This is a genomic window from Thiosocius teredinicola, from assembly GCF_002009425.1.
Taxonomy (GTDB): Bacteria; Pseudomonadota; Gammaproteobacteria; order Chromatiales; family Chromatiaceae; genus Thiosocius; species Thiosocius teredinicola.
The window spans coordinates 726,352-746,315 of the sequence record NZ_CP019936.1; the positions used below are offsets into that span (position 1 = coordinate 726,352).

19 protein-coding genes are annotated in these 19,964 nt (G+C 60.1%); 9 read left to right on the forward strand and 10 right to left on the reverse strand.

Annotated features, from left to right (window positions below; translation table 11 throughout):
* Window positions 1-6: 6 nt before the first annotated feature.
* Genes B1781_RS03455 through B1781_RS03465 form a run of 3 tightly spaced genes read right to left on the reverse strand, consistent with a single transcriptional unit; the run spans window position 7 to window position 1,897 of the window.
* Window positions 7-1,107 carry an FAD:protein FMN transferase gene (locus tag B1781_RS03455; RefSeq protein ID WP_078118329.1) on the reverse strand — a complete coding sequence of 367 codons (1,101 nt, stop codon included), beginning with the start codon at window positions 1,105-1,107 and terminating at the stop codon, window positions 7-9.
* Window positions 1,108-1,113: 6 nt separating this feature from the next.
* Entirely contained in the window at window positions 1,114-1,629 is a 516-nt protein-coding gene (locus tag B1781_RS03460) for a DsrE family protein (protein ID WP_078118330.1), read from the reverse strand.
* A gap of 25 nt (window positions 1,630-1,654) precedes the next feature.
* Complete coding sequence (locus B1781_RS03465) at window positions 1,655-1,897, reverse strand: hypothetical protein (protein ID WP_078118331.1); 243 nt, start codon at window positions 1,895-1,897, stop codon at window positions 1,655-1,657.
* Window positions 1,898-2,482: 585 nt separating this feature from the next.
* Between B1781_RS03465 and B1781_RS03470 the strand changes: the two genes are divergently transcribed.
* The 7 genes from B1781_RS03470 (at window position 2,483) to minE (ending at window position 9,206) form a co-directional block, all read left to right on the forward strand.
* A complete protein-coding gene (locus B1781_RS03470) occupies window positions 2,483-3,646 on the forward strand; it encodes a sensor histidine kinase (protein WP_125931853.1) in 1,164 nt (387 codons plus the stop codon).
* Complete coding sequence (locus B1781_RS03475; protein ID WP_078118333.1) at window positions 3,647-5,761, forward strand: putative bifunctional diguanylate cyclase/phosphodiesterase; 2,115 nt, start codon at window positions 3,647-3,649, stop codon at window positions 5,759-5,761.
* 289 nt (window positions 5,762-6,050) lie between these two features.
* A complete protein-coding gene (locus B1781_RS03480) occupies window positions 6,051-6,632 on the forward strand; it encodes a hypothetical protein (protein ID WP_078118334.1) in 582 nt (193 codons plus the stop codon).
* A gap of 55 nt (window positions 6,633-6,687) precedes the next feature.
* Window positions 6,688-7,230, forward strand: coding sequence for a hypothetical protein (locus B1781_RS03485; RefSeq protein WP_078118335.1), 543 nt, complete (start codon window positions 6,688-6,690; stop codon window positions 7,228-7,230).
* Window positions 7,231-7,372: 142 nt separating this feature from the next.
* On the forward strand, window positions 7,373-8,089 hold the full coding sequence (gene minC / locus B1781_RS03490; protein ID WP_078118336.1) for a septum site-determining protein MinC: 717 nt from the start codon (window positions 7,373-7,375) through the stop codon (window positions 8,087-8,089).
* Window positions 8,090-8,146: 57 nt separating this feature from the next.
* Window positions 8,147-8,956 carry a septum site-determining protein MinD gene (minD, locus tag B1781_RS03495; RefSeq protein WP_078118337.1) on the forward strand — a complete coding sequence of 270 codons (810 nt, stop codon included), beginning with the start codon at window positions 8,147-8,149 and terminating at the stop codon, window positions 8,954-8,956.
* A gap of 1 nt (window position 8,957) precedes the next feature.
* A complete protein-coding gene (minE, locus tag B1781_RS03500) occupies window positions 8,958-9,206 on the forward strand; it encodes a cell division topological specificity factor MinE (RefSeq protein WP_078118338.1) in 249 nt (82 codons plus the stop codon).
* Between the two features lie 88 nt (window positions 9,207-9,294).
* Here the strand turns inward: minE and B1781_RS03505 are convergent, their stop codons facing one another.
* The 5 genes from B1781_RS03505 to alr form a co-directional block, all read right to left on the reverse strand.
* Window positions 9,295-10,200 (reverse strand): PEP-CTERM sorting domain-containing protein, encoded by a 906-nt coding sequence (locus B1781_RS03505; protein WP_078118339.1) that lies wholly within the window; start codon window positions 10,198-10,200, stop codon window positions 9,295-9,297.
* A gap of 246 nt (window positions 10,201-10,446) precedes the next feature.
* Window positions 10,447-13,287, reverse strand: a complete 2,841-nt coding sequence (gene prsT, locus B1781_RS03510; protein WP_078118340.1) for an XrtA/PEP-CTERM system TPR-repeat protein PrsT — start codon at window positions 13,285-13,287, stop codon at window positions 10,447-10,449.
* A 75-nt stretch (window positions 13,288-13,362) separates the two neighbouring features.
* Window positions 13,363-13,731 carry a glycine zipper domain-containing protein gene (locus tag B1781_RS23545; RefSeq protein ID WP_408646335.1) on the reverse strand — a complete coding sequence of 123 codons (369 nt, stop codon included), beginning with the start codon at window positions 13,729-13,731 and terminating at the stop codon, window positions 13,363-13,365.
* Window positions 13,732-13,779: 48 nt separating this feature from the next.
* Window positions 13,780-14,634, reverse strand: a complete 855-nt coding sequence (locus B1781_RS03520; protein WP_078118341.1) for a patatin-like phospholipase family protein — start codon at window positions 14,632-14,634, stop codon at window positions 13,780-13,782.
* Window positions 14,635-14,693: 59 nt separating this feature from the next.
* Window positions 14,694-15,770: an alanine racemase gene (alr, locus tag B1781_RS03525; RefSeq protein ID WP_078121908.1), complete on the reverse strand. Its 1,077-nt coding sequence runs from the start codon at window positions 15,768-15,770 to the stop codon at window positions 14,694-14,696.
* 202 nt (window positions 15,771-15,972) lie between these two features.
* Between alr and B1781_RS03530 the strand changes: the two genes are divergently transcribed.
* Window positions 15,973-16,743, forward strand: coding sequence for a TerC family protein (locus B1781_RS03530; protein ID WP_078118342.1), 771 nt, complete (start codon window positions 15,973-15,975; stop codon window positions 16,741-16,743).
* A gap of 15 nt (window positions 16,744-16,758) precedes the next feature.
* Here the strand turns inward: B1781_RS03530 and acuI are convergent, their stop codons facing one another.
* A complete protein-coding gene (gene acuI / locus B1781_RS03535) occupies window positions 16,759-17,751 on the reverse strand; it encodes an acrylyl-CoA reductase (NADPH) (protein WP_078118343.1) in 993 nt (330 codons plus the stop codon).
* A 220-nt stretch (window positions 17,752-17,971) separates the two neighbouring features.
* Between acuI and B1781_RS03540 the strand changes: the two genes are divergently transcribed.
* The gene (locus B1781_RS03540) at window positions 17,972-18,367 is read left to right on the forward strand and encodes a TusE/DsrC/DsvC family sulfur relay protein (RefSeq protein ID WP_334223869.1); all 396 of its coding nucleotides are present in this window, start codon (window positions 17,972-17,974) and stop codon (window positions 18,365-18,367) included.
* A gap of 13 nt (window positions 18,368-18,380) precedes the next feature.
* Here B1781_RS03540 and B1781_RS03545 read toward each other — a convergent pair whose 3' ends face one another.
* On the reverse strand, window positions 18,381-19,937 hold the full coding sequence (locus B1781_RS03545) for a SulP family inorganic anion transporter (protein ID WP_078118344.1): 1,557 nt from the start codon (window positions 19,935-19,937) through the stop codon (window positions 18,381-18,383).
* Between the last annotated feature and the right edge of the window lie 27 nt (window positions 19,938-19,964).

The window sequence follows — 19,964 nt, forward strand, 5'->3', positions numbered from 1 at the left end:
ACCGCTTCACTGCGCGCCGGCCCATAGCTCGGATGTGCGCAGCGCGGGGCTGACGATCTCTTCGAATCCGCTGTCAGTTCTGATGATGAAGAACGCCTTGAGCTGCTGGGCGTCGGCCAACGCCGGTGCGCGTTGCTCACCTAGAGCCATCAAGGCCGTTGCCCAGGCATCCGCATCGGTACAGTTGTCGGCGAACACCGTGACTGATGCCAACCGGTGGCGCAAGGTTTCGCCGGTCTTCGGATCGATGGTGTGGGAATACAATCTACCGCCATCGGTGAAGAAGTTTCTATAGTCGCCGGAGGTCGCCATTGCGGCCTCGTTGAGGGCGACGACACGCTCGACGGCGCGCTGATCCAGCAAAGGCTTTTCGACTGCGATGCGCCATGCCGAGCCATCCGACTTATGTCCACGGGCAACGACCTCGCCGCCGATCTCGACAAGATAGTTGGTCATGCCGGCTTTGTTTAACAGTTCGGCGACCTGATCTACGGCCCAGCCCTTGGCGATCGACGACAGGTCCACCTGCAGTCCGGCAACATCCTTTTTCAGCGCAGGCGGAGAGGGTCGGGTGTGCAGTTTCTGAAACCCGATCGTCGCCAGAGCTTTGGCGATCTCGGCATGCGCGGGTGGTGTGTCGCGCCGGCCCGCATTGCCGAAGCCCCAAAGATTGACCAGTGGCCCGACCGTGACATCGTAGGCACCACCACTCAACTGGCTGATGGTGTTCGCCCGATCGACCAGATCGACCAGTTCCCGTGGTACCGCATGCCAGTCGGTCGTTGATGCAAGATTGAACCGCATCAGGTCGGTATCCGGCTGGTAGGTCGACATCTGTGCATTGATGTCGTGCAGACGCTGATGGATCTGTCGCTGCAGTTCGTCGCGCAGCGCCGCTTCTGGCGGTGGTGAGATCTTGATGCTGAACGTGGTACCCATCGTGGGCCCGGTGAGTTCAGCAACCTCCGGCACGTCGTCGGCGCAACCGCCGATGGTCAGGGAAATGCCGAGGACCACCAGCAGCGCGGCAATCGACAGCCGGTTACGCCGCCCACAGGGTCGAGCGAAACCCGACGTCGCGGCAGTCGGGCGAGTGCGGTGGTTCATGTCAGCTCACTCAATCTTGATGTAGGCGAAGCCTTCACTCTGTAGTTCGGCCAACCTGACGACCCCGGAAGGAACCGTCTCCACACCCTCGTACAGCTTGTCTTCACTCAGGCCGATCTGCGAGCGCGTGATATCGCACAGCTCGAGCTTTACGCCCTGAACCTTGTGCAAGGACTGCAGTCGTCCAGCGTTGCTCTCACGCCGCTCTGCCATGGCCGCATCTTCTTCGAAGGGTGTGCCTGTCAGCTTGTCGTCGGTAACGAAACGTATGCCGTGGGCGACGAACACGATACGCACATCGTACTCAAGCAGGTCGTTTTGATAGTGAGTAACCATGTTGTTGACACTGGTCAGCAGGGCGCTGAACCGGCGAGGGTCCGCGAAATCGGCATGGTAGACGACCTTGACGACATCGCTGGCGAATACTGGGCGTGTAAACAAGGTGCCCGCCACCAGTACAAGCGCCAGGAGCACAACGGAAAAAGGGCCGATCGAGTGGTATGAAAGACGTTTGTTCAGCATAAGAAATCTCCCGGCAATGTTGTTGTCAATGTGACGCTTCATCACATTCTTCGCGTCGGTATCGGTTCATCTGGACGCGCAACTGTATATAACTGCCAGCCAGCCAGAGCAATACGAGTACGTCGATAACAACGAGCGGCGCGATCAGTTTCGGCAACGCTATGAACACAACGAGGCTGATCACCGCCATCACCGCAGCGATTTTGACGAAAGTTAACGTGGCATTGCGGGTGAAGGTGAGGCATTGGTCGGCGTTGTCGACGCCCATCTCTCGCAATTGCTGTCGGAATGTATCGTATTGCTGCTGGTTGCGTCTGGAAACGCGTCCGAAAGGGTCGTTAATCTTCATCGATGGTTGTCGGCGGTTTGACTACGGAAGAGCTGAGACGATGCCAGGGTACCGATAGTTTCGTTGTTATGAGCTTTTGGGGCGCGAACACTGTCGTTTACCGCTTCCGGCAGGGAATTAAAAGTACTAGATGAAAATCGGATCGGGCAAGCGTCGTGCAACAAAAGCAGTGAAATTGGGACGTTCATGCCTTGCCGAATGCCTTTAAAGGCGAATTTGGTGAAGTGCGTTCTGGAAAACCTCGGATTGAGGCCAATAATCCCCCGAGCGACGGATTGCCGTCGTGTCCGGTGGCAAATTTCCTGGGTCGGCACAGCATGTATTTGATCGCGAATCTATCGTGCTTTGGATATGATTTATACAGAAAAAACAAAGCGATGGGCGCTATGCCCGCGGATATCCTCAGCGCGCCTGGCGGGCGCTGGCGTGCCGCAGACGGTGGCGCACAACGATGCCGTCGACCATCGCAGATGAACGTATAAAAGTGCCGACAAAACAACGAACGTGAGTAACCAGATCCACGTGCTGTTTGTCAGCGCGTCGGTTGCCGATCTCACCGTGATGTCGGCGCTGATTGCCGCTGAACCCAGCCCGAACAAAATCAACATCGTCGCGGCGCCAAGCGCCGAGGCATTCTTTGACGCCCTGCACTCCGAGCAGGCTTTCAACATTGTCGTCGTCGACGAACGCCAACGCTGGGCAGATTGGAAGACACTGGTCGGCGCCTGCACCCGCAATCGCCCGGAAGCGCTGATTGTGTTGTTGTCGTCTGTCGCCCACATCGAACACGGGGAGGCGAGCGTGCCGCACGGCGTCGCTGCCGTTTACCCGAAGAGCAGTGCGGGTATCATTGCCTTATCCCGCCTTTCGTCTAATATCGCCACGCAGAACATAAACAGTGAATGGCGCCACCATTCGTCGATCGTAGCGGCGCACGACGCGGGATCCGAAGAGGAAAGACGGTCTTTGGTCTACGCGGTCTCGCACGACCTGCAAGACCCGCTGCAGCTTGCAAAACGCTATGCGGACATCCTCAGCACCGATTTCGAAGGCCAGCTAGACAAATCCGGTATCGATGTACTCGAACACCTGCAGTTCAACCTGGCGCGGACGCAAGAGATGCTCGATGAGTTGCTGGACTACTCGCGCATCGAAAACGCAACGCCGGACAAGACGCCGGTGGATCTCAATGAATTGCTGGACGAGGTCCTCGGTCTGTACCGTTTGACGCTCGAGGAGATAGGCGCCAAGGTCAATGTCGGTCATGATTTGCCGACCTTGCACGTCGATAGACGCCACTTTCACCGCGTGTTTCAGAACCTGATCGGCAATGCCATCAAGTTCCGCAGTGATCAACCGCTACGCATCACCGTACGTGCAAAACGTGTCGGCGATGCCTGGCGGATCGGGGTAAAAGACAACGGCATCGGTATCGATGAGAAAGATGCCAAGCGCGTGTTCGGCATGTTCGAACGTACCGCCGAAGCGGCGGATTATCCAGGGACCGGTATGGGGCTGGCGATTTGCAAACGCATCGTCCGCAACCACGGGGGCAGAATCTGGGTGCGCTCGACGCCGGATAGCGGCAGCGCCTTCATTTTTTCGTTGCCGGTCGAAGACCACATTGATTCGACACAGGCGTACGACAATACGGCAGGTGTTCAATAGTTGACAACCAACGGCGAAGTCATCGATGTATTGCTAGTCGAAGACAACCCGCAAGAAGCGGACATCGTCCGCCTTTATCTCGCCAAACGGCATGCGCATATCTACCGCCTCACCCATGTCCGCAGCATCGATCAGGCATTGACGGCGATCGCCGGCGAGAGGTCGCCCGGTGTGATTCTCCTCGATCTTCATCTTCCGGGTGCGCGCGGGCTTGAGGGGTTCGAGCGATTGGCCGCCGAGGTTCGCGGCGTGCCGATCATCATTCTGACGAACTGCGATGAAGAACGCATCGCCGCGCAAGCGGTGCGCGGTGGTGCACAAGACTACCTGGTGAAGCGCGAAGTCAATGCCGCGTTGCTGCATCGCGCCATTGTCTACGCCATTGAGCGGCAGCGCGCCGAGCGCGATCTCATCAAGGTCAAAGAGCGCTATGCCTTGGCGGTCGAGGGAGCCAACGATTGCATCTGGGATTGGGATGCGGTCAGTGGGCAGGCCTACTTTTCGCCACGCTGGAACGAGCTCGTCGGCCTCGAGAATGAGACGACGGTCGGCGATCTCGACGACTGGTTCAAACGCGTCCACCCAAAAGATATCGCTGAACTCAAAGGTTTGATGATCCCGCCGGTCAGCGGCGACCGCAATCACTTCGAACACGAGCACCGCTTGCGGCATGAGAATGGCGACTACATCTGGGTCTATGCGCGCGGTGTGGTATTGACCGACGGCGGGGATTCGGCGGTGCGTATGGCCGGTTCCATCAGCAGTATCACCAAGCGCAAGCAGACCGAGCGGCAGCTGATGCACCGTGCGCTGCACGATGCGCTGACGGGGCTGCCCAACCGCGTGTTGTTCATCGACCGCCTGATGCAGGCGCTGCGCCGCTACAAGCGCAACCCTGCGTTGCAGTTTGCGGTGCTGTATTTCGACCTCGATGGCTTCAAGATCGTCAATGACAGCCTCGGCCATTCGGCGGGCGACAGTCTCCTGGTGTCGATAGCCCGTCGTCTGAAGAGCGTTATCAGGCCGGGCGACACGGTGGCACGTATGGGCGGCGACGAGTTTGCCGTGCTGGTGGCCGATATTGAAGACGAGCAGGACATTGCCCAGGTTTCCGAGCGGATTCACCATCTGTTCGAGCGTGAGTTTTCGGTCGCCGGTCGCGGTATGTATTCGAGCGCGAGCATCGGTATTGCCGTGATAACCGAACAATACAATTCGCCGGAAGAACTGCTGCGCGACGCCGATCTCGCGATGTACCGGGCAAAACGCTCCGACACCGAAGGCACCGTGATCTTCGACCAGACCATGCACCAGGCTGCCGTATCCCGCCTCAATCTCGAGACCGATCTGCGGCGGGCCTTGGCGCAGGGTGAATTCGCCGTTTTCTACCAGCCGATCGTTACCCTTGCCGAGCGCCGAATCGTGGCGTTCGAAGCCCTGCTGCGCTGGCGGCACCCCACCAAGGGTGTGCTCTCACCGTCGAGTTTTCTCGCCGTTGTCGAAGACAGCGGCATGCTGTCGGCGCTGAGCTGGTGGGTGCTTGAGGAGGCCTGCCGTCAGGCGCATTCCTGGCGCAACCTATTTCCCGATGGTGAGACGCTGGGGGTCAGTGTGAACGTATCGGCCAATATGTTCCGCGAGGTTCAGTCCGTACAGCGGGTTAAAGACATCGTGCGGCAGTCGGGTATCCGGCCCAAAGACCTCTCGCTGGAGATCACCGAGCGCGATTGCATGGATCATGGTGATGCGATCAAGGTGGCACTGCGCTCGCTGCGCGAACACGGCATCAAACTGCACATGGATGATTTCGGTACCGGCTATTCATCGCTGTCGTATCTGCAGCGTTGTACCTATGATTCGTTGAAGATCGATAGGTCGTTCGTGCAGACGATACACAGCGAAACGCACAGCGTATCGGTGGTGAAGACGATCGTCGGGCTCGGTCGCATGTTGAACATGAATGTGGTCGCCGAAGGCGTCGAATCACAGGATCAGCTCGATACCCTGCTGTCGCTCGATTGCCCGGAGGCGCAAGGGTACTGGTTTTCCGAGCCGGTACCGCCCACCCAGATCGGGCGCCTCATCCGCGAGGCCTGGTGTCTGCCGCAGCTATGACGCTGATCGCGTACGGCGCGAATCGCGGACGCGCACTGCCGGTTTACTTAAACAATGTTGGGACAGGCCCACGGCGAATGTGCCAGAATCCATAAATCACATCTGTCCGATGTCTTTACATCGGATGGCAGCGTGTCATATCGGCAAGGCGTAGCCCGGTTGCCAAGCAGTTGACGGAGCCGAGGATCTGTTGGTTGGTTGAGCGGACGGATTTGAACCTCACACCATGTAACAACGAGCCGCCGGCCTGCCGGTTTCGACGTTTCAGTTTGTGGGATACGATTGATCGATGGCCGACGACCAGAAAGAGCCGAGAACAAGCAACGACGACGTCATTCTGCAGCAGCAGTACCTGAGGGCGCTGAGTTCCTTCGAAGGTATCGTTCTGAGCCAGATCGACGTCAAGAACAAACTCGGCGACCGGCTCAACTACAGCATCCGGGCCGGCCTGATCATTCTGTTTCTTATTGCATTTTCCATCCTGATCCTGCTGCTTACGTTGAGCTCGCAGATCACGCGTATCTCAGACGTCGTCGGAGAAATGAATAACCATTTCACTGCGGTATCCGACCGTATGGACGACATTACCAAGGACTTGATCTCGATGGAGCAGCAGGTCGCCAACCTGAAAGAGATACAGGAAAACACCGCAGTGCTCGAAGTCGAATTCAAGGCGATTGCGGTCAGTACCGGCAATATTGAGGACAGCGTATTGACCATCGCCCAGGCGATGGGCGGCACCCGGCTCAACGTCGAGAACATCGCCTTCACGATGAATGCGATGAATCACGAAGTGCAGGTTATGAGTGCCGAGATGCACCGCATGGCGAAACCGGCCCGAACACTGAACAAGATGTTCCCGTTCCCATGACAGCCGTGCGCCGACCAGAAGGACGGCGCAAACACCTTACAGCGAGGATGCGAGAATGAGTGTCGATCCACGTGCGCCGATCGTTCAGGTCATGGCCCGTCTTGGGCGCGAGACGCAGTTGCATCTTGACGAGCGTCATCGTCACTTCAAGATCACCGACAAGGTGATCCTCGTCATTTCGATCCTGCTGGCCGTGTTGGCCTTCGTCAACGTGTACTACGTAACGGTGCTGTATCAGGACATGAACGGCATCGTCAGCAACATGGATTCGATGTACAAAAACCTGTCGCGCGTCGACAAGGACATGGAACTGATCGCCGACCGTGTGAATCGCTTCGACGATCACATTCAGCATATGTCGCCGATCACGACGAACATGGCGCAGATCACCTCTATCATGCCGCGCCTGCGTGAGAGTATGCAGGCGATGGATGCCGAAATGGCGGCCATCGACGCCGATATGCTGCACGTGACCTCGGCAATGGCAGGCATCGGCGAGCAGATGAATCACATCACCGGGGGCATGGCCGTGATGCGCCAGAATGTCCATCAGATCTCCGGCCCGATGGGTGCGATCAATCCGATTCTGCCGAATTGACGCCGAAATCCGGCGATGCACCGGATGGCCCGATTCGAGCGGGATAATTTGTGAAGCAAACGCTACCTGGCAGGGCGATTTCGGATAGACTCTGAGCCCGAAATCAACAAACAAGCCGATTGCCGGAGAGTAGTGACCAGGCATGTCCGAGGTGTCTCCACGTACCGATCAAGCGCCCGCTGCTTTCGATATGAAAGCGGGCCAATACACGCTGCCGACCCTGGTATTGCGTGATCTTGACGTGAACGCGCTCGACGCGTTTCTCGCCCGGCAAGTCGCCCGCTTGCCGTCGTTTTTTGAGCAGGCGCCGGTCGCAATCGACATCTCTGCCCTGCCGGACACCGACCTGCTCACCGATTTCCCGATGATCGTCGGTATGTTGCGTGGACACGGCATGATCCCGGTGGGTATCCGCGGTGCGTCGCCGGAACAGCGTGAACAGGCCGTTGCGTTGGAAATGGCTATCATCCCGGCGGGTCGCAAAGCGACAGTCAATCGCCCGCAGCCGGTGCGTAGCGCCGCAAAGCCGGCCGTGCCGACCTTGATCGTCGACAAGCCGGTGCGCTCGGGCCAGCGAATCTTCGCCGACAATGGCGACCTGGTGCTGCTGGCCGGCGTCAGTTCGGGGGCGGAGGTGATGGCGGAGGGCCATATCCATGCCTATGGGCCGCTGCGCGGCAGGGCGTTGGCGGGCGTGTCCGGCAATACCGAAGCGCGCATATTCTGTCGCAGCCTCGGTGCCGATCTGGTTTCGATCGCCGGTCGTTATCGGGTCAGCGAGAACCTTGAGAATCGTTATCTAGGACGGGCCGTGCAGATTTCCCTTGTGGAAGATGCGCTGAAATTCGAGCTGCTGTGAAGCGTGGCCCGTCCTCACACCATCTAGCGTGGACCAGGCGTCCATAGGAGCGATCAGTTGCCTCGAATCATCGTCGTAACCTCCGGTAAGGGAGGAGTGGGCAAGACCACGACCAGTGCGGCATTCGCAATGGGTCTGGCCGAGCGCGGTTTCAAGACCGTGGTCATCGATTTCGACGTAGGTCTGCGCAACCTGGATCTGATCATGGGTTGCGAGCGCCGCGTGGTTTACGACTTCGTTAATGTGATTCAGGGCGACGCCAACGTCGGGCAGGCGCTGATCAAAGACAAGCGCAATCCCAACCTGTTCATCCTGCCCGCATCGCAGACGCGCGACAAAGAGGCGTTGTCGATAGAGGGCGTGGGGAAAGTGCTCGAGGACTTGAGCCGCGAGTTCGATTACATCGTGTGCGATTCGCCGGCCGGAATCGAGAAGGGCGCGACGCTGGCGATGTACTACGCCGATGACGCGATCGTGGTCACCAACCCGGAAGTGTCGTCGGTGCGCGACTCGGACCGCATGATCGGCATCCTGTCGAGCAAGTCGCGGCGCGCCGAGCAGAATCTCGAGGGGATACGCGAGTTCCTGCTGGTTACCCGCTATTCGCCGGAGCGCGTTCAGCGCGGTGAAATGCTGTCGCTGGAAGATGTCCAGGAGATCCTGTCGCTCGACCTGATCGGTGTGATCCCGGAATCGATGTCGGTGCTGAACGCATCCAACGCGGGCGTCCCTGTGATCATGGATCGTGAGAGCAGTGCGGGCCAGGCTTATGGCGATATGGTGTCACGGTACCTGGGTGACGACCTGCCGCACCGTTTCCTGAATGTCGAGAAAAAAGGCCTTCTGGGCCGCTTGTTCGGGGGCTGATATGGCGTTACTCGATTTCTTTCGACAGCGGAAGGCCAGCGGTTCGGCGGCGATCGCCAAAGAGCGGCTGCAGATCCTGGTCGCGCACGACCGCCGCGGTGGCGGCCCGTCGTATCTGCCCCAGTTGCAGAAAGATTTGCTCAAGGTGATCCGCAAGTATGTTGCGGTCGACAACGATGCCGTCTCGGTCAATGTGGAACACGATCAGGGTCACGAGATACTCGAACTGAACATCGTGTTGCCTGACTGAAGGCGTTTTCGGCGCGCCTTTCGCGTCGTTTTTTCAGACACAAAAAAGCCCGGCCAAGCCGGGCTTTTTTTGCGCTGAGCGACTTGCGTCAGCTCGCTTTGCGGCCCCAGCGACGGCGGGTCGCAAGTGCGCCGATGCCGAGCAGTGCCAGGGTGCCGGGAACCGGTACACCCGGATCGCCACCGCCTTCGCTCGGCTCACAGTGTGCCGGGTCGCAGCTGACCGTCAGGCCGCTGATGCGGAAGGCGTCGTTGTTGTGTTTCTTATTCGCGCCGGCGATCAAAACGAAGTAACGCGATGCTACCGGGCTGTTGATCGACACCGTGCGGTCGCTGGAGTCGCCATAGTTCTGGGTGATCAGGGTCCAGTCGCCATTACCCGCCCAGGTGTCGTAGTCCGGAATCTGGCCAGGACCGGCGAGGTTGTTGATCTCAAGTTCGGCGCCGCTGTAGGCCCACAGCTCGAAATCGGTGTCGGCGCCATTGTAGGCCTTTAGCAGGCTGATCTCTTCAACCGATACCACGCACGATTCGAAGTCGAACAGTACGGCGTCACGCAGGTACTGCGACTGCCCGCTGTTCTTGATGTTGTCGATCTTGCTGCCCCAGTGGGTGCTTTCGCCCGGCGAGTGAACGCCGATGCCGTAGCGAGGGACGGTTCCATCGGTCGTGTACGAGGTCGCACCGTCACCGATTTGGCCGCTGTAACCGAGCGTGTTGCCGTTGTTGTCCTTGTGGCGGCCGACAGTGAAGCCCTGCAACACCAAGCTATAAGAACCACCGGCGGTCGAGGTGCCGGTATAGGTCAGGGGATCGCCATTGACGTTGCTGCCGCTGGTGAAATCCCAGGTCACGACGCATTCGGGGGTGGGGTCGCCACCGCCGTTGTTGCCTCCGCCACAGTGGTTACCACCACCTTTGTGGGAGAACGTGGCCAAAGCAGTGCTGGAAGCGCCGGCCAGAATGGCGAGCGCTGCGAATTTTAGAATATTCATTTCCCGGCCTGTGATCGTTGAAACAGTGAGTTGTTTGGGTTCTTTGTTATTTCGCTAGCAGAAAATATGCCTAGATCGTTGTTATCTTTACGCCTTTAAATCATTAGTTGCGAACTATATCGCAAAAACAACGATTTACCGCAGCAGCCCAATTGGGAAGAAAATTCGTTAGCCCGTGGGCCGCGTGGTGGACCAAGCAGGAATTTCCCAGATGTAAAGAAACTCGACAGCACTGCGCCGTGCCGGTCACTTCGTCGCTTGCAGTGCGTTCAGTCGTGCCTCTGCCTCGGCGCGCTCGGGAAAATCATCCGACATCCGCAAGGCGTTCTCGTATTCGCGCCTGGCAGCCGACGCGTTGCCGTATTCCTGCAACGCCACGGCGAGGTGGTAGCGAATGGTGGGGGAGCGGCCATTGCGTGCCAACGCGTCCCGCAGGTGGGCAAGGCCACGTTCGAGTTCGCCCAGTTGGGTCAGGGTCCAGCCCAGTGTGTCGAGCACGGCCGGGTTGTCGGGCGCCAGTTCATAGGCCTTGGTGGCTGCTTTCAAGGCCCGTTCGGTGTCGTAGGTCGACAAGGCGTCCGCCAGGCTGCTCCAGGCGATCGGGTCATCCGGAGTCAAATCGACGAGTTCCTCGTGCAGCGCAAGAGCTGCCTTCTGGTCTCCTCGCAACATCTGGTGCCGCGCGAGCACGCGAACCACTGCGGCTACGCCGGGATGCTGTGCGTTCCAATCGCTCAGCACCTTGAGGGCGTCCGATTCTTTGCCGGAGCGGATCAAGCCGCGATGCTGGCTGATGACCAATTGCGGCGAGTCCTGAATCTCACGCGCTTTCTTATAGTAGCCAACGGCTTCCGCCGGCTTCTGCTGCGCCAGACGAATGTCGCCGAGCAGCGCCATGGCATGGGCGTTCTTCGCGTCGCGCTGCAGCACGGCCTGTGCTTCAGCTTCCGCGTCGGCCAGTTTTCTCTGGCGGAAATACACGGTGGCCAGCTCGTTGCGTGCGAAGTGTGCATCGGGGTCGACCGCCAAGACTTTCGACAGTACCCAGGCAGCGGCATCGGCATCGTCGGCCACGATGAACAGGCGCGCGGTATGCATCAGGCGCTCGACGTCTTCGCCTGCGAAACGGGCGACGTCGCCCAGGGTGATCGTCGCCCCGGTCTTGTCGTCTTCGGCGAGCTGGACCCGGGCAAGGGTCTCGGTGACCAGGTAATCGTTGGGCACGGCGCGATTGAGTGCCGCTGCCTTGGTCGCGGCCGATGCGGTGTCGCCTACGGCGAGGTAGGTATTGATCAACTCGATGTTGCCGAGGACGTTGTTGGGTTCGAGTTCGTGCAGCTTTTCCAGGTGTTGGATCGCCAGCCTGGCGTTGTTCTGCTTGAGTGCGAAGCGCGCAGCCTCGAGCAGCGCGCGCGTGTCGTTGGGGTCGGTAGCGAGCAGCTCGGCGAACGCCGCACCGGCCTGTTGCGTGCGCCCCTCGGCGACATCGAGCTTGATCAGGTTGTAGCGTGCCGGGCGAAACGTCGGGTCTTTCGCCAGAATGCTCTCGAGGATCGAGCGGCCTTGCGCGCTGTCGCCGCGAGCGACCGCAACCAGCGCTTGCAGGTTGCGCGCCGTCAGGTTGTCGGGCGATTCCTTCACCAGCCGGTCGGCGACACCGCCGGCTTCATTGAAGCGGTTCTCGCTGTAGTACAGCATGCCGAGCAACAGCGATGAATCCGCTTTGGCCGCGCCGCTGGTCTGTTCGACCAACGATTCGAGCGTCTGCAGAGCTTGATCACGCTGTCCGCTGTAGAACTGCGTCATGCCCAGGCGTCGCACCAGTGCCGGTCCGCCGTTGTAGTTTTCCAGGGCGTCGCGGTAATAGCGCTCGGCGGCGACTTCATCGCCCGATTGCATATGCGCATCGCCCAGCAATGCCAACGCCTCGGCGTCGGCCTGATTGTTGGCGGAAAGGCGCAGCAAGACGCGTTGTGCATCGTTGGGTTTGCCCATCGCCAGCAGGATGCGCCCGAGCAATTTGCGACCTTGGGCGTCGCCGGAGTGCCCGTCGACATAGGCCGACAAGAATTGGTACGCGGTTTCGAGCTGCCCACCCTCGAACGCGATGGTGCCGTACAGCAACAGGTCTGCGCCTCGATTCGACACATCCGCCGACGAGTAGGCGCTGATCAGGCTGGATGCCTTGGCGCGCGCGGCGTCGGCGTCTGCTGTCCGGTTGAGCGCCTTGAGTGCCTCCGAGCGCAGATACGGAATCGTGGCGACGGCCGGAAACTTCCGTTCAAGCGGTTCCAGCAACGCCACTGCGCGCGCCGCGTCGCCCGATTCGAGGATTGCCGTTGCTTCGCCGAGCGCGGCCTGTTGGTGATTCGGGTCGAGCGAGTGGGCGCGGTTGTAGGCCTTGCTCGCTTCATCGAACTGGCCCAGCGCGTGTGTAGCGGAGCCTTTGACGAACCATGCTTCCGCATTGTCCGGTGCGACCGACAGAATATCGTCGACCAGGCGCGAGGTTTCGGCAAACTTCTTTTGTTTGAGCGGAATCTTGGCCAGGCCCAGCTTGGCGCCGACATGTGTCGGATCGATCTGCAGTGCTTCCTGGAACGCAATGGTGGCCCCTGCGGGATCGTCGGTTTCAAGCCGCGCGATGCCTAGCTGCTCCCACAGGTCCGGTTGCTGGCTGCGTGGAAAACGGGTGGGAATGATCGACTCGAGATTGAGTTCGTACTTGCCCAGGGCGTTACGCGCCTTTGCCAGCGGCCCTGCAACCAGCAGTGGGTCGGCGCCCAGTTTTTGCGCCTGCACCAGTTCCTCTTCGGCCGCGACCGGATCGTCCAGCGTCAGGTGCACGCGTCCCAGCAGGATCTTTGCGGACAATTGCCCGGGATCGCGTTGCAAGGCGTTTTTCAACTGAATCAAAGCGCCTTTGGGGTCGTCGTTGTTGAAGCGCGCAACGGCGTCTTCGTAATAGCGGGTGGCCAGGGGGTCGGCGGCCTGCGCGGCGCCAATGGCGGTCATCGCCGTGGCCAACAGCAGTGCGCGCCAACGGCGCCGGCTTGAACCTGTTTTTGAGTCGTTATTACTGTTCATGCTGATCGGGTCGATCTGTCGATTCGTTGAGGCTGCGCCGTTTCGTGCTGTAAGACGACGCGATGATATGACGTGTCAACAGCGTCCTTTCTTCGCTTGTCCGGGCGGGCAATGGTAGTAGGGCTGTGCTGGACGCGCCCGCGGGTGGGGAGCTGAGTGCGTTTGTGGCGCAACGGCCTCGCCTGCTTTGTCGGTTGCTACAGCCGCTCCGGTAGCGCCACCGATGGCGCCGCCAATAATGGCTCCCTCGCGCCCGCCGACCTCGTTGCCGATTGCCGCGCCGGTTGCACCGCCGATTCCGCCTCCGATCGCAGCATCGAGCGTTGAATTGTCGGCATGGACGTTTGCCGCAAGCAGCGCGGCTATTGCCGCAATGGCTGGGAATCTCATGACTCGGAACTCCTGGGTTTTCTTTTCAAGGAGGATTATCGGCGTCGAGCGCATGCGCTTGAAAGACCGAATCGTAACGGTTATTCGCTCAGCGCGTGGGTTTCACGACTCAGCGACGGGCATGTCCGGCAGCGAAACGCCGTTCAGTTTCAACGGCAATACGGAACGTGTCGTTTCGAAGCCACGCTCAAAGAGGTCCAGTTTTTGTTCCGCCGTCATGGCGAATTCAATCGGCGAGACGTTGCTGGTTTCTATCACGACGGTGTTGCGCCAGAAGCGGTCATGGATGTACTCGCGCGAAATGCTGGTCATAAAGGTTCTGATCAGCATCGTGACGTAGTCCGGCAATGGAAAGACTCGGGATTCTTCGATCGGCACGTTTTCCTTGGCCGAGCGCAGGCGGAAATAGACCACTGGCGTATCGTCGTCTGTCCATGACCGGTACAAGGCGTCCTCGGCAAGTATGCTGCCGTCGACCATCAGGTGATTGCGATATTTCTCGAACGTGAACAACAGCGGTATGCCCATGGAAAACCGAACCGCGCGCGAAACGGTGAAGTCCGGTGTGTGTTCGCGGTCAAAGATGACCGGCTCGCCGGAACGCACGTCGGTTGCGACAACGTGCAAGTCGCGTTCGAGGTCGGCAAAGGTTGCGCCATGAAGCTGGTTGTCCAGCCAGTTCTCGAAGCAGGATCCGTCCGACAGTCCGCCACAGCGCATCAGGCGCTTGATTGAGAATCCGCGGAACTGGCGAAAGTCGACGTCGAACGCCAGCTTTTTAAGGTGCGCGGTGGAATGGCCGTAAGCGAACAGCGACGCGACGATGCTGCCGCCGGATACGCCCACCAGTTGGTCAACCTGGTAGTCCAGCTGCTCGAGCGCACTGAGGATGCCGACGTGCGCCGGCAGGCGTGTGCCGCCGCCAGCGAGTACGGGAATCATTTTCTTGACCGTCATGCTTGGTTATCGGCGTGGCGATTCCAGTCTTTATAGAGGCGACTTCGCCGTCGAGGGGTTCAGCGATAGCGGAAATGAACGCGCCGGGTGACCTTGGTAAACAATTCGTAAGAGATGGTCTGGCTGCAGGCGGCAACCTCGTTGGCGCTGACCAGGTCGCCCCACAACTGAACGTGATCGCCTACCTGCGCATGCGGCTGGTCGCTGAGATCGACCGTGAGCATATCCATCGAGACGCGCCCGATCAGTCGGGTGCGCTGCCCGTTGACCGCTACCGGGGTGCCGTCGACTGCATGCCGCGGATAACCGTCGGCATACCCCATGGCGACCACACCGACCCGCGTCTCGCGCTCACAGGTATAGCGGGCGCCATAGCCGATGCTCTCGCCGGCCGCGAGCTGGTGGACCGCGATCAGGCGTGACTCCAGGTGCATGACCGGCAGCAGCGGTGAAGGCGTGTCGGACGGATCGGCTATCGGCGAACTGCCGTACAGCATGATTCCGGGGCGAATCCAATCACGGTGCGCGCCGGGCCAGGCGATGATGCCCGCCGAGTTGGCCACGCTACATGCCAGAGTCTGCCCGGCCACGGCGCGATCGAACAACGCCAGTTGGCGCTCGGTTGCATCGCTGGCCGTCTCGTCGGCGCGGGCAAAATGCGACATCAGCACGATGTCGGCAACATGTGGAATCGCCTTGATTCTCGATAGCACGCTCGACAGTTCATCGGGCGCGAAGCCGAGCCGGTGCATGCCGGTGTCGATCTTTATCCATACGTTCAGCTGCTGCGATGGTTTGGCGCGTTCGAGCCATTCCACCTGATGCAAGGCATGTATAACGATGCCGAAGGCGCATAACGCGGCATTGTCGATTTCCTGTGGCTCGAACACACCTTCAAGCAGGACGATCGGCTGCCGAATGCCCGACTCGCGCAGTTCCATAGCCTCTTCGGTACAGGCGACGGCAAACGCGTCGGCCTCGTCGCCCAGGCACCGGGCGAGGCGAACAGCGCCGTGTCCATAGCCGTTCGCCTTGATCACGGCCAGTGCCCGCGCGCGCGGCGCCAAAGACTTCGCGTAGCGATAGTTCGCGACGAAGGCTGATGTATCGACGACGGCGATCGCAGATCTGGTCATGCGCGGTTCAAACAGTGCCATGCTGAGTTCGCATCAGTGTCTTGCAGCCGGCAGGCAATGTCCAGGCAGCGACGAGCGAAACCGTGAACTGTCGGCGACACCCGGTGTTCCGTAGGAGCAATGCGCCAATGGGAGTGGGATTGTCGAAAACAAACACGCACAATGCGCTGCTACACGAGGGTGTCGGAGCATTGGCAGCATCATGATCGAGCTATTCACAGACCCGGGTGCCTGGGCGGCGTTCGTCACGCTGACCGCGCTGGAAGTCGTTCTGGGCATCGACAACATCATCTTCATCACGATACTGGCCAACCGGCTGCCGGAAGCGCAGCGTGCGGCCGCGCGTCGTTTCGGCCTGATGCTGGCCATGGGTACCCGCATCCTGTTGCTGCTGTCGTTGGCCTGGGTAATGCGGCTGACGACGCCGCTGTTCGAGCTGCTGGGGCACGCGGTATCGGGTCGCGACCTGATTCTGTTTTTCGGCGGCCTGTTTCTGATCGCCAAGAGCACGATGGAGATCCATTCGTCGCTCGAAGGCCCAGAGGAACACAGCGTCGGCAAACAGGTTGCCGCCAGTTTCATCGGCGTCGTGGTTCAGATCGGCATCCTCGACATCATCTTCTCACTCGATTCCGTCATCACCGCGGTCGGTTTGGTCGATCGCGTGCCGGTCATGGTTGCAGCGATCGTTGCCGCCGTGTTGATCATGATGTGGGCCGCCGGCCCCGTCGGGCAGTTCGTCGAGCGCCATCCGACGATCAAGATGCTGGCGCTGTCATTCCTGATATTGATCGGCGTGGCATTGGTCGGCGAGGGTGCCGGGTTCCACATACCGAAGGGCTATATCTATTTCGCGATGGCATTCTCGCTGGCGGTGGAGATGCTCAACATGCGGCTGCGCAAGACGGTCGTGGTCGAACCGGTCCACCTGCACAATCAGCCGGCAATCGAATCCGAAGAGCGTCCTGACTAGCCTGAAACCGGCTTGCTAGGCATTGACGTCGACGATGACCCGTCCCTTGATCTTGCCGCAGGTGATCTGTTCGGCGAGGTCGGGGAGCTGTTCAAGTGAGGCCGTTGTCTCGATGTCGTCGAACAAAGCCGACGGCAGGTCGGCTGCCAGTCGCTGCCATGCCGCCTTGCGACGTTCTACCGGACATTGCACCGAGTCGACGCCGCGCAGGCTGACGTTGCGCAGGATGAACGGCATCACGGTGGTCGGCAGATCGGCGCCGCCGGCCAGACCGCACGCGGTGACGCATCCGTTGTACTGGGTTTCGGCGAGGACGCGGGCGAGCATTGTGCTGCCGACGGTATCGACTGCCCCTGCCCAGCGTTGGCCTTCGAGTGGACGCGCCGCTTGCGACATCTCGTCGCGCGTGAGGATCTCGGTGGCGCCCAGTTTCTTTAAGAACGGCTCGGCATCGGCCTTGCCGCTGACTGCGGCTACGCTGTAACCGAGCTTGGCCAAGACAGCGACCGCGATGCTGCCGACGCCGCCCGAGGCGCCGGTAACCACGACCGTACCCTTGTCCGGGGTGACGCCGGCTTCCTCGAGGGTCATGACACACAACATTGCGGTCAGCCCGGCTGTGCCGATCACCATGGCCGAGCGCGCGGTCAGGTTCGATGGCAATGCGACCAGCCACTGTGAGCGTACTCGTTGGCGTTGACTGTAGCCGCCCCAGTATTTCTCTCCGACACCCCAGCCGGTCAATATCACCTCATCGCCCGATTTGAAGTCGTCGCTGTGCGATTCGCGAACCGTGCCGGCCAGATCGATACCCGGCACCAATGGCCAGCTTCGAACGATCTTGCCCTTGCCTGTGATGGCCAGGCCGTCTTTGTAGTTGAGGCTCGAGTAGCTCACGTCGAGCAACACGTCGCCGTCGGGCAGATCGTCGTTGCTCAGTTCGCGGATTGTGCTGACGGTCTTGCCGTCCTGTTGATCGAGAACGAGGGCTTTGAAGGTATCGGTCATAGCGAGGGCTCGCGCAGTTCGGTTCGGGCTCGGTTAATGTCGCAGAAATAACATGTCTCGGCCGTCAATGGAAACCGGGTTATATAAGCTGATTCTGATTCGAGATGCGTCTATGTGAACTGTCGACAATGTCGATGACGCAAAGCCTTTATAGGCCTTGTGCGCGGTCTATAGTTCTTTCCATAAACCCCGTCCGCCGGTCGCTGCGGCGGGAGCCCTGATGGCAGTGGTACTCAAGGATACAACGGAGGATGACGTCATGATGGCAAACCTGATCCGCGACTACGGCAAGACCGCCGAAGCGGCTTATCGCTTCGCTCCCCAGGATTGGAGCGAACACTATGCCGAACGGCTCGCGCATGAGCAGGGGCTGGCGTTGAATGCCGACCATTTCGAGGCGATGTGTGCCTTGCAGGAATATTTTGCGAAGCACGATAAACCGGACGTGCGTATTCGTGAGCTGCACGATGCGCTGGACGAGCGCTTTCACGGGCGCGGCGGCATGCGTTATCTGTACACCTTGTTTCCCGGCGGTCCGGTGGCGCAGGGCTGTCAGTTGGCCGGACTACCGATACCCGCGGGGGCGCTGAGCCTGTCTTTCGGAAGCGTGCAGTAACCGATTCGCGACGCTACGCCAGACGGTCGTCGGCAACCCGGTATTTCGGGTCTTCCACCATGTTGACCTCGACCAGATCGCCCGCCTGCTCGAGCAGGTTGCGGCACTCCTGGCTGAGGTGTTTGAGGTGCAGCGTTTTCCCGATGCGCTTGTAGCGTTCCGCCAAGGTGTCGATCGCCTCGAGCCCCGAGTGATCGGCGACGCGTGAGTCGTAGAAGTCCACGACCACGTTGCTTGGATCGTTCTTCGGATCGAACAGTTCGTGAAACGCATGTATCGAGCCGAAGAACAGCGGGCCACGCAGCTCGTACACCTTGGTGCCGGATTCGTCGATGAAGGTTTTTGCGCCCATCTGCTTGGCGTGTTCCCAGGCGAACACCAGCGCAGAAACGATCACGCCAACGACGACCGCAATGGCCAGGTCGGCGATCACGGTGACGACCGCCACCAGGACGGAGATCAGCGTATCCGAAAGCGGCACCTTGCCGAACATGCGGAACGTGGCCCACTCGAACGTGCCGAGCACGACCATGAACATCACGCCGACCAGAGCTGCCACCGGGATCATCTCGATCAGGTCGGACGCGAACAGAATGAAGATCAACAGGAAGACCGCGGCCGTGATGCCCGACAGGCGGCCGCGCCCGCCGGAATTGATGTTGATCAGCGACTGGCCGATCATCGCGCAGCCCCCCATGCCGCCGAACAGGCCGTTGACCGAGTTGGCCACGCCCTGGCCGACGCACTCCTTGTTGCCGCGTCCCCGTGTCTCGGTGATCTCGTCGATCAGGTTGAGCGTCAGCAGTGACTCGATCAGTCCCACGCCGGCGAGGATCACGCTGTACGGCAGAATGATGTTGAAGGTTTCCCAGGTCAGCGGAACGCTCGGCAGACTGAAACTCGGCAGTCCGCCGGCGATCGTCGCGGCGGGGTCGCCGGTCATGTCGCGCAGCACATCCTGAACGGTGCGCGCGTCGAGATCCAGGCCGATCGCCAGCAGGCTGACCGACAGGATGGCGGCGAGCGAGGCCGGGACTGCAACCGTGAGCTTCGGCAGCCAATGGATGATGGCCATGGTCAACGCGACCAGCCCGAGCATCACCCACAATGCTGTGCCACCCAGCCATTCGCTCGTGCCGCCGGCTCCGGGTACCTCGAATTGCTTCAGTTGTGCCAGGAAGATCACGATCGCCAGGCCATTAACGAAACCCAGCATCACCGGGTACGGCACCAGGCGGATGAACTTACCCAGGCGCAGCAGGCCCGCCGTAATTTGGATCGCACCGGTAAGCAGCAGCGCGGCGAACAGGTAGTTGACACCATGCTCCATGACCAGCGACACCATGACCACCGCCATGGCGCCGGTAGCGCCCGAGATCATGCCTGGACGTCCGCCGATCAGCGCGGTGATCAGACCCATCATGAAGGCGCCGTAGAGGCCGACGATCGGTTCGACACCGGCGACGAAGGCAAAAGCAACCGCTTCCGGAACCAGCGCGAGTGCGACGGTCAGACCCGACAATACGTCGTTCTTGATACATTTCTTGCCGGGACAGGTGAGGGGGAACATCGGGGAGGCCTTACGCGGTGCTGCTTG

Bases quoted from the DNA above. Each gene is read 5' to 3' on its own strand.
- B1781_RS03455 (WP_078118329.1), bottom strand. From the start codon at position 1,107: ATGAACCACCGCACTCGCCCGACTGCCGCGACGTCGGGTTTCGCTCGA.
- B1781_RS03460 (WP_078118330.1), bottom strand. From the start codon at position 1,629: ATGCTGAACAAACGTCTTTCATACCACTCGATCGGCCCTTTTTCCGTT.
- B1781_RS03465 (WP_078118331.1), bottom strand. From the start codon at position 1,897: ATGGGCGTCGACAACGCCGACCAATGCCTCACCTTCACCCGCAATGCC.
- B1781_RS03480 (WP_078118334.1), top strand. From the start codon at position 6,051: ATGGCCGACGACCAGAAAGAGCCGAGAACAAGCAACGACGACGTCATT.
- B1781_RS03485 (WP_078118335.1), top strand. From the start codon at position 6,688: ATGAGTGTCGATCCACGTGCGCCGATCGTTCAGGTCATGGCCCGTCTT.
- minC (WP_078118336.1), top strand. From the start codon at position 7,373: ATGTCCGAGGTGTCTCCACGTACCGATCAAGCGCCCGCTGCTTTCGAT.
- minE (WP_078118338.1), top strand. From the start codon at position 8,958: ATGGCGTTACTCGATTTCTTTCGACAGCGGAAGGCCAGCGGTTCGGCG.
- B1781_RS03505 (WP_078118339.1), bottom strand. From the start codon at position 10,200: ATGAATATTCTAAAATTCGCAGCGCTCGCCATTCTGGCCGGCGCTTCC.
- prsT (WP_078118340.1), bottom strand. From the start codon at position 13,287: ATGAACAGTAATAACGACTCAAAAACAGGTTCAAGCCGGCGCCGTTGG.
- B1781_RS23545 (WP_408646335.1), bottom strand. From the start codon at position 13,731: ATGCGCTCGACGCCGATAATCCTCCTTGAAAAGAAAACCCAGGAGTTC.
- B1781_RS03520 (WP_078118341.1), bottom strand. From the start codon at position 14,634: ATGACGGTCAAGAAAATGATTCCCGTACTCGCTGGCGGCGGCACACGC.
- alr (WP_078121908.1), bottom strand. From the start codon at position 15,770: ATGACCAGATCTGCGATCGCCGTCGTCGATACATCAGCCTTCGTCGCG.
- B1781_RS03530 (WP_078118342.1), top strand. From the start codon at position 15,973: ATGATCGAGCTATTCACAGACCCGGGTGCCTGGGCGGCGTTCGTCACG.
- acuI (WP_078118343.1), bottom strand. From the start codon at position 17,751: ATGACCGATACCTTCAAAGCCCTCGTTCTCGATCAACAGGACGGCAAG.
- B1781_RS03540 (WP_334223869.1), top strand. From the start codon at position 17,972: ATGGCAGTGGTACTCAAGGATACAACGGAGGATGACGTCATGATGGCA.
- B1781_RS03545 (WP_078118344.1), bottom strand. From the start codon at position 19,937: ATGTTCCCCCTCACCTGTCCCGGCAAGAAATGTATCAAGAACGACGTA.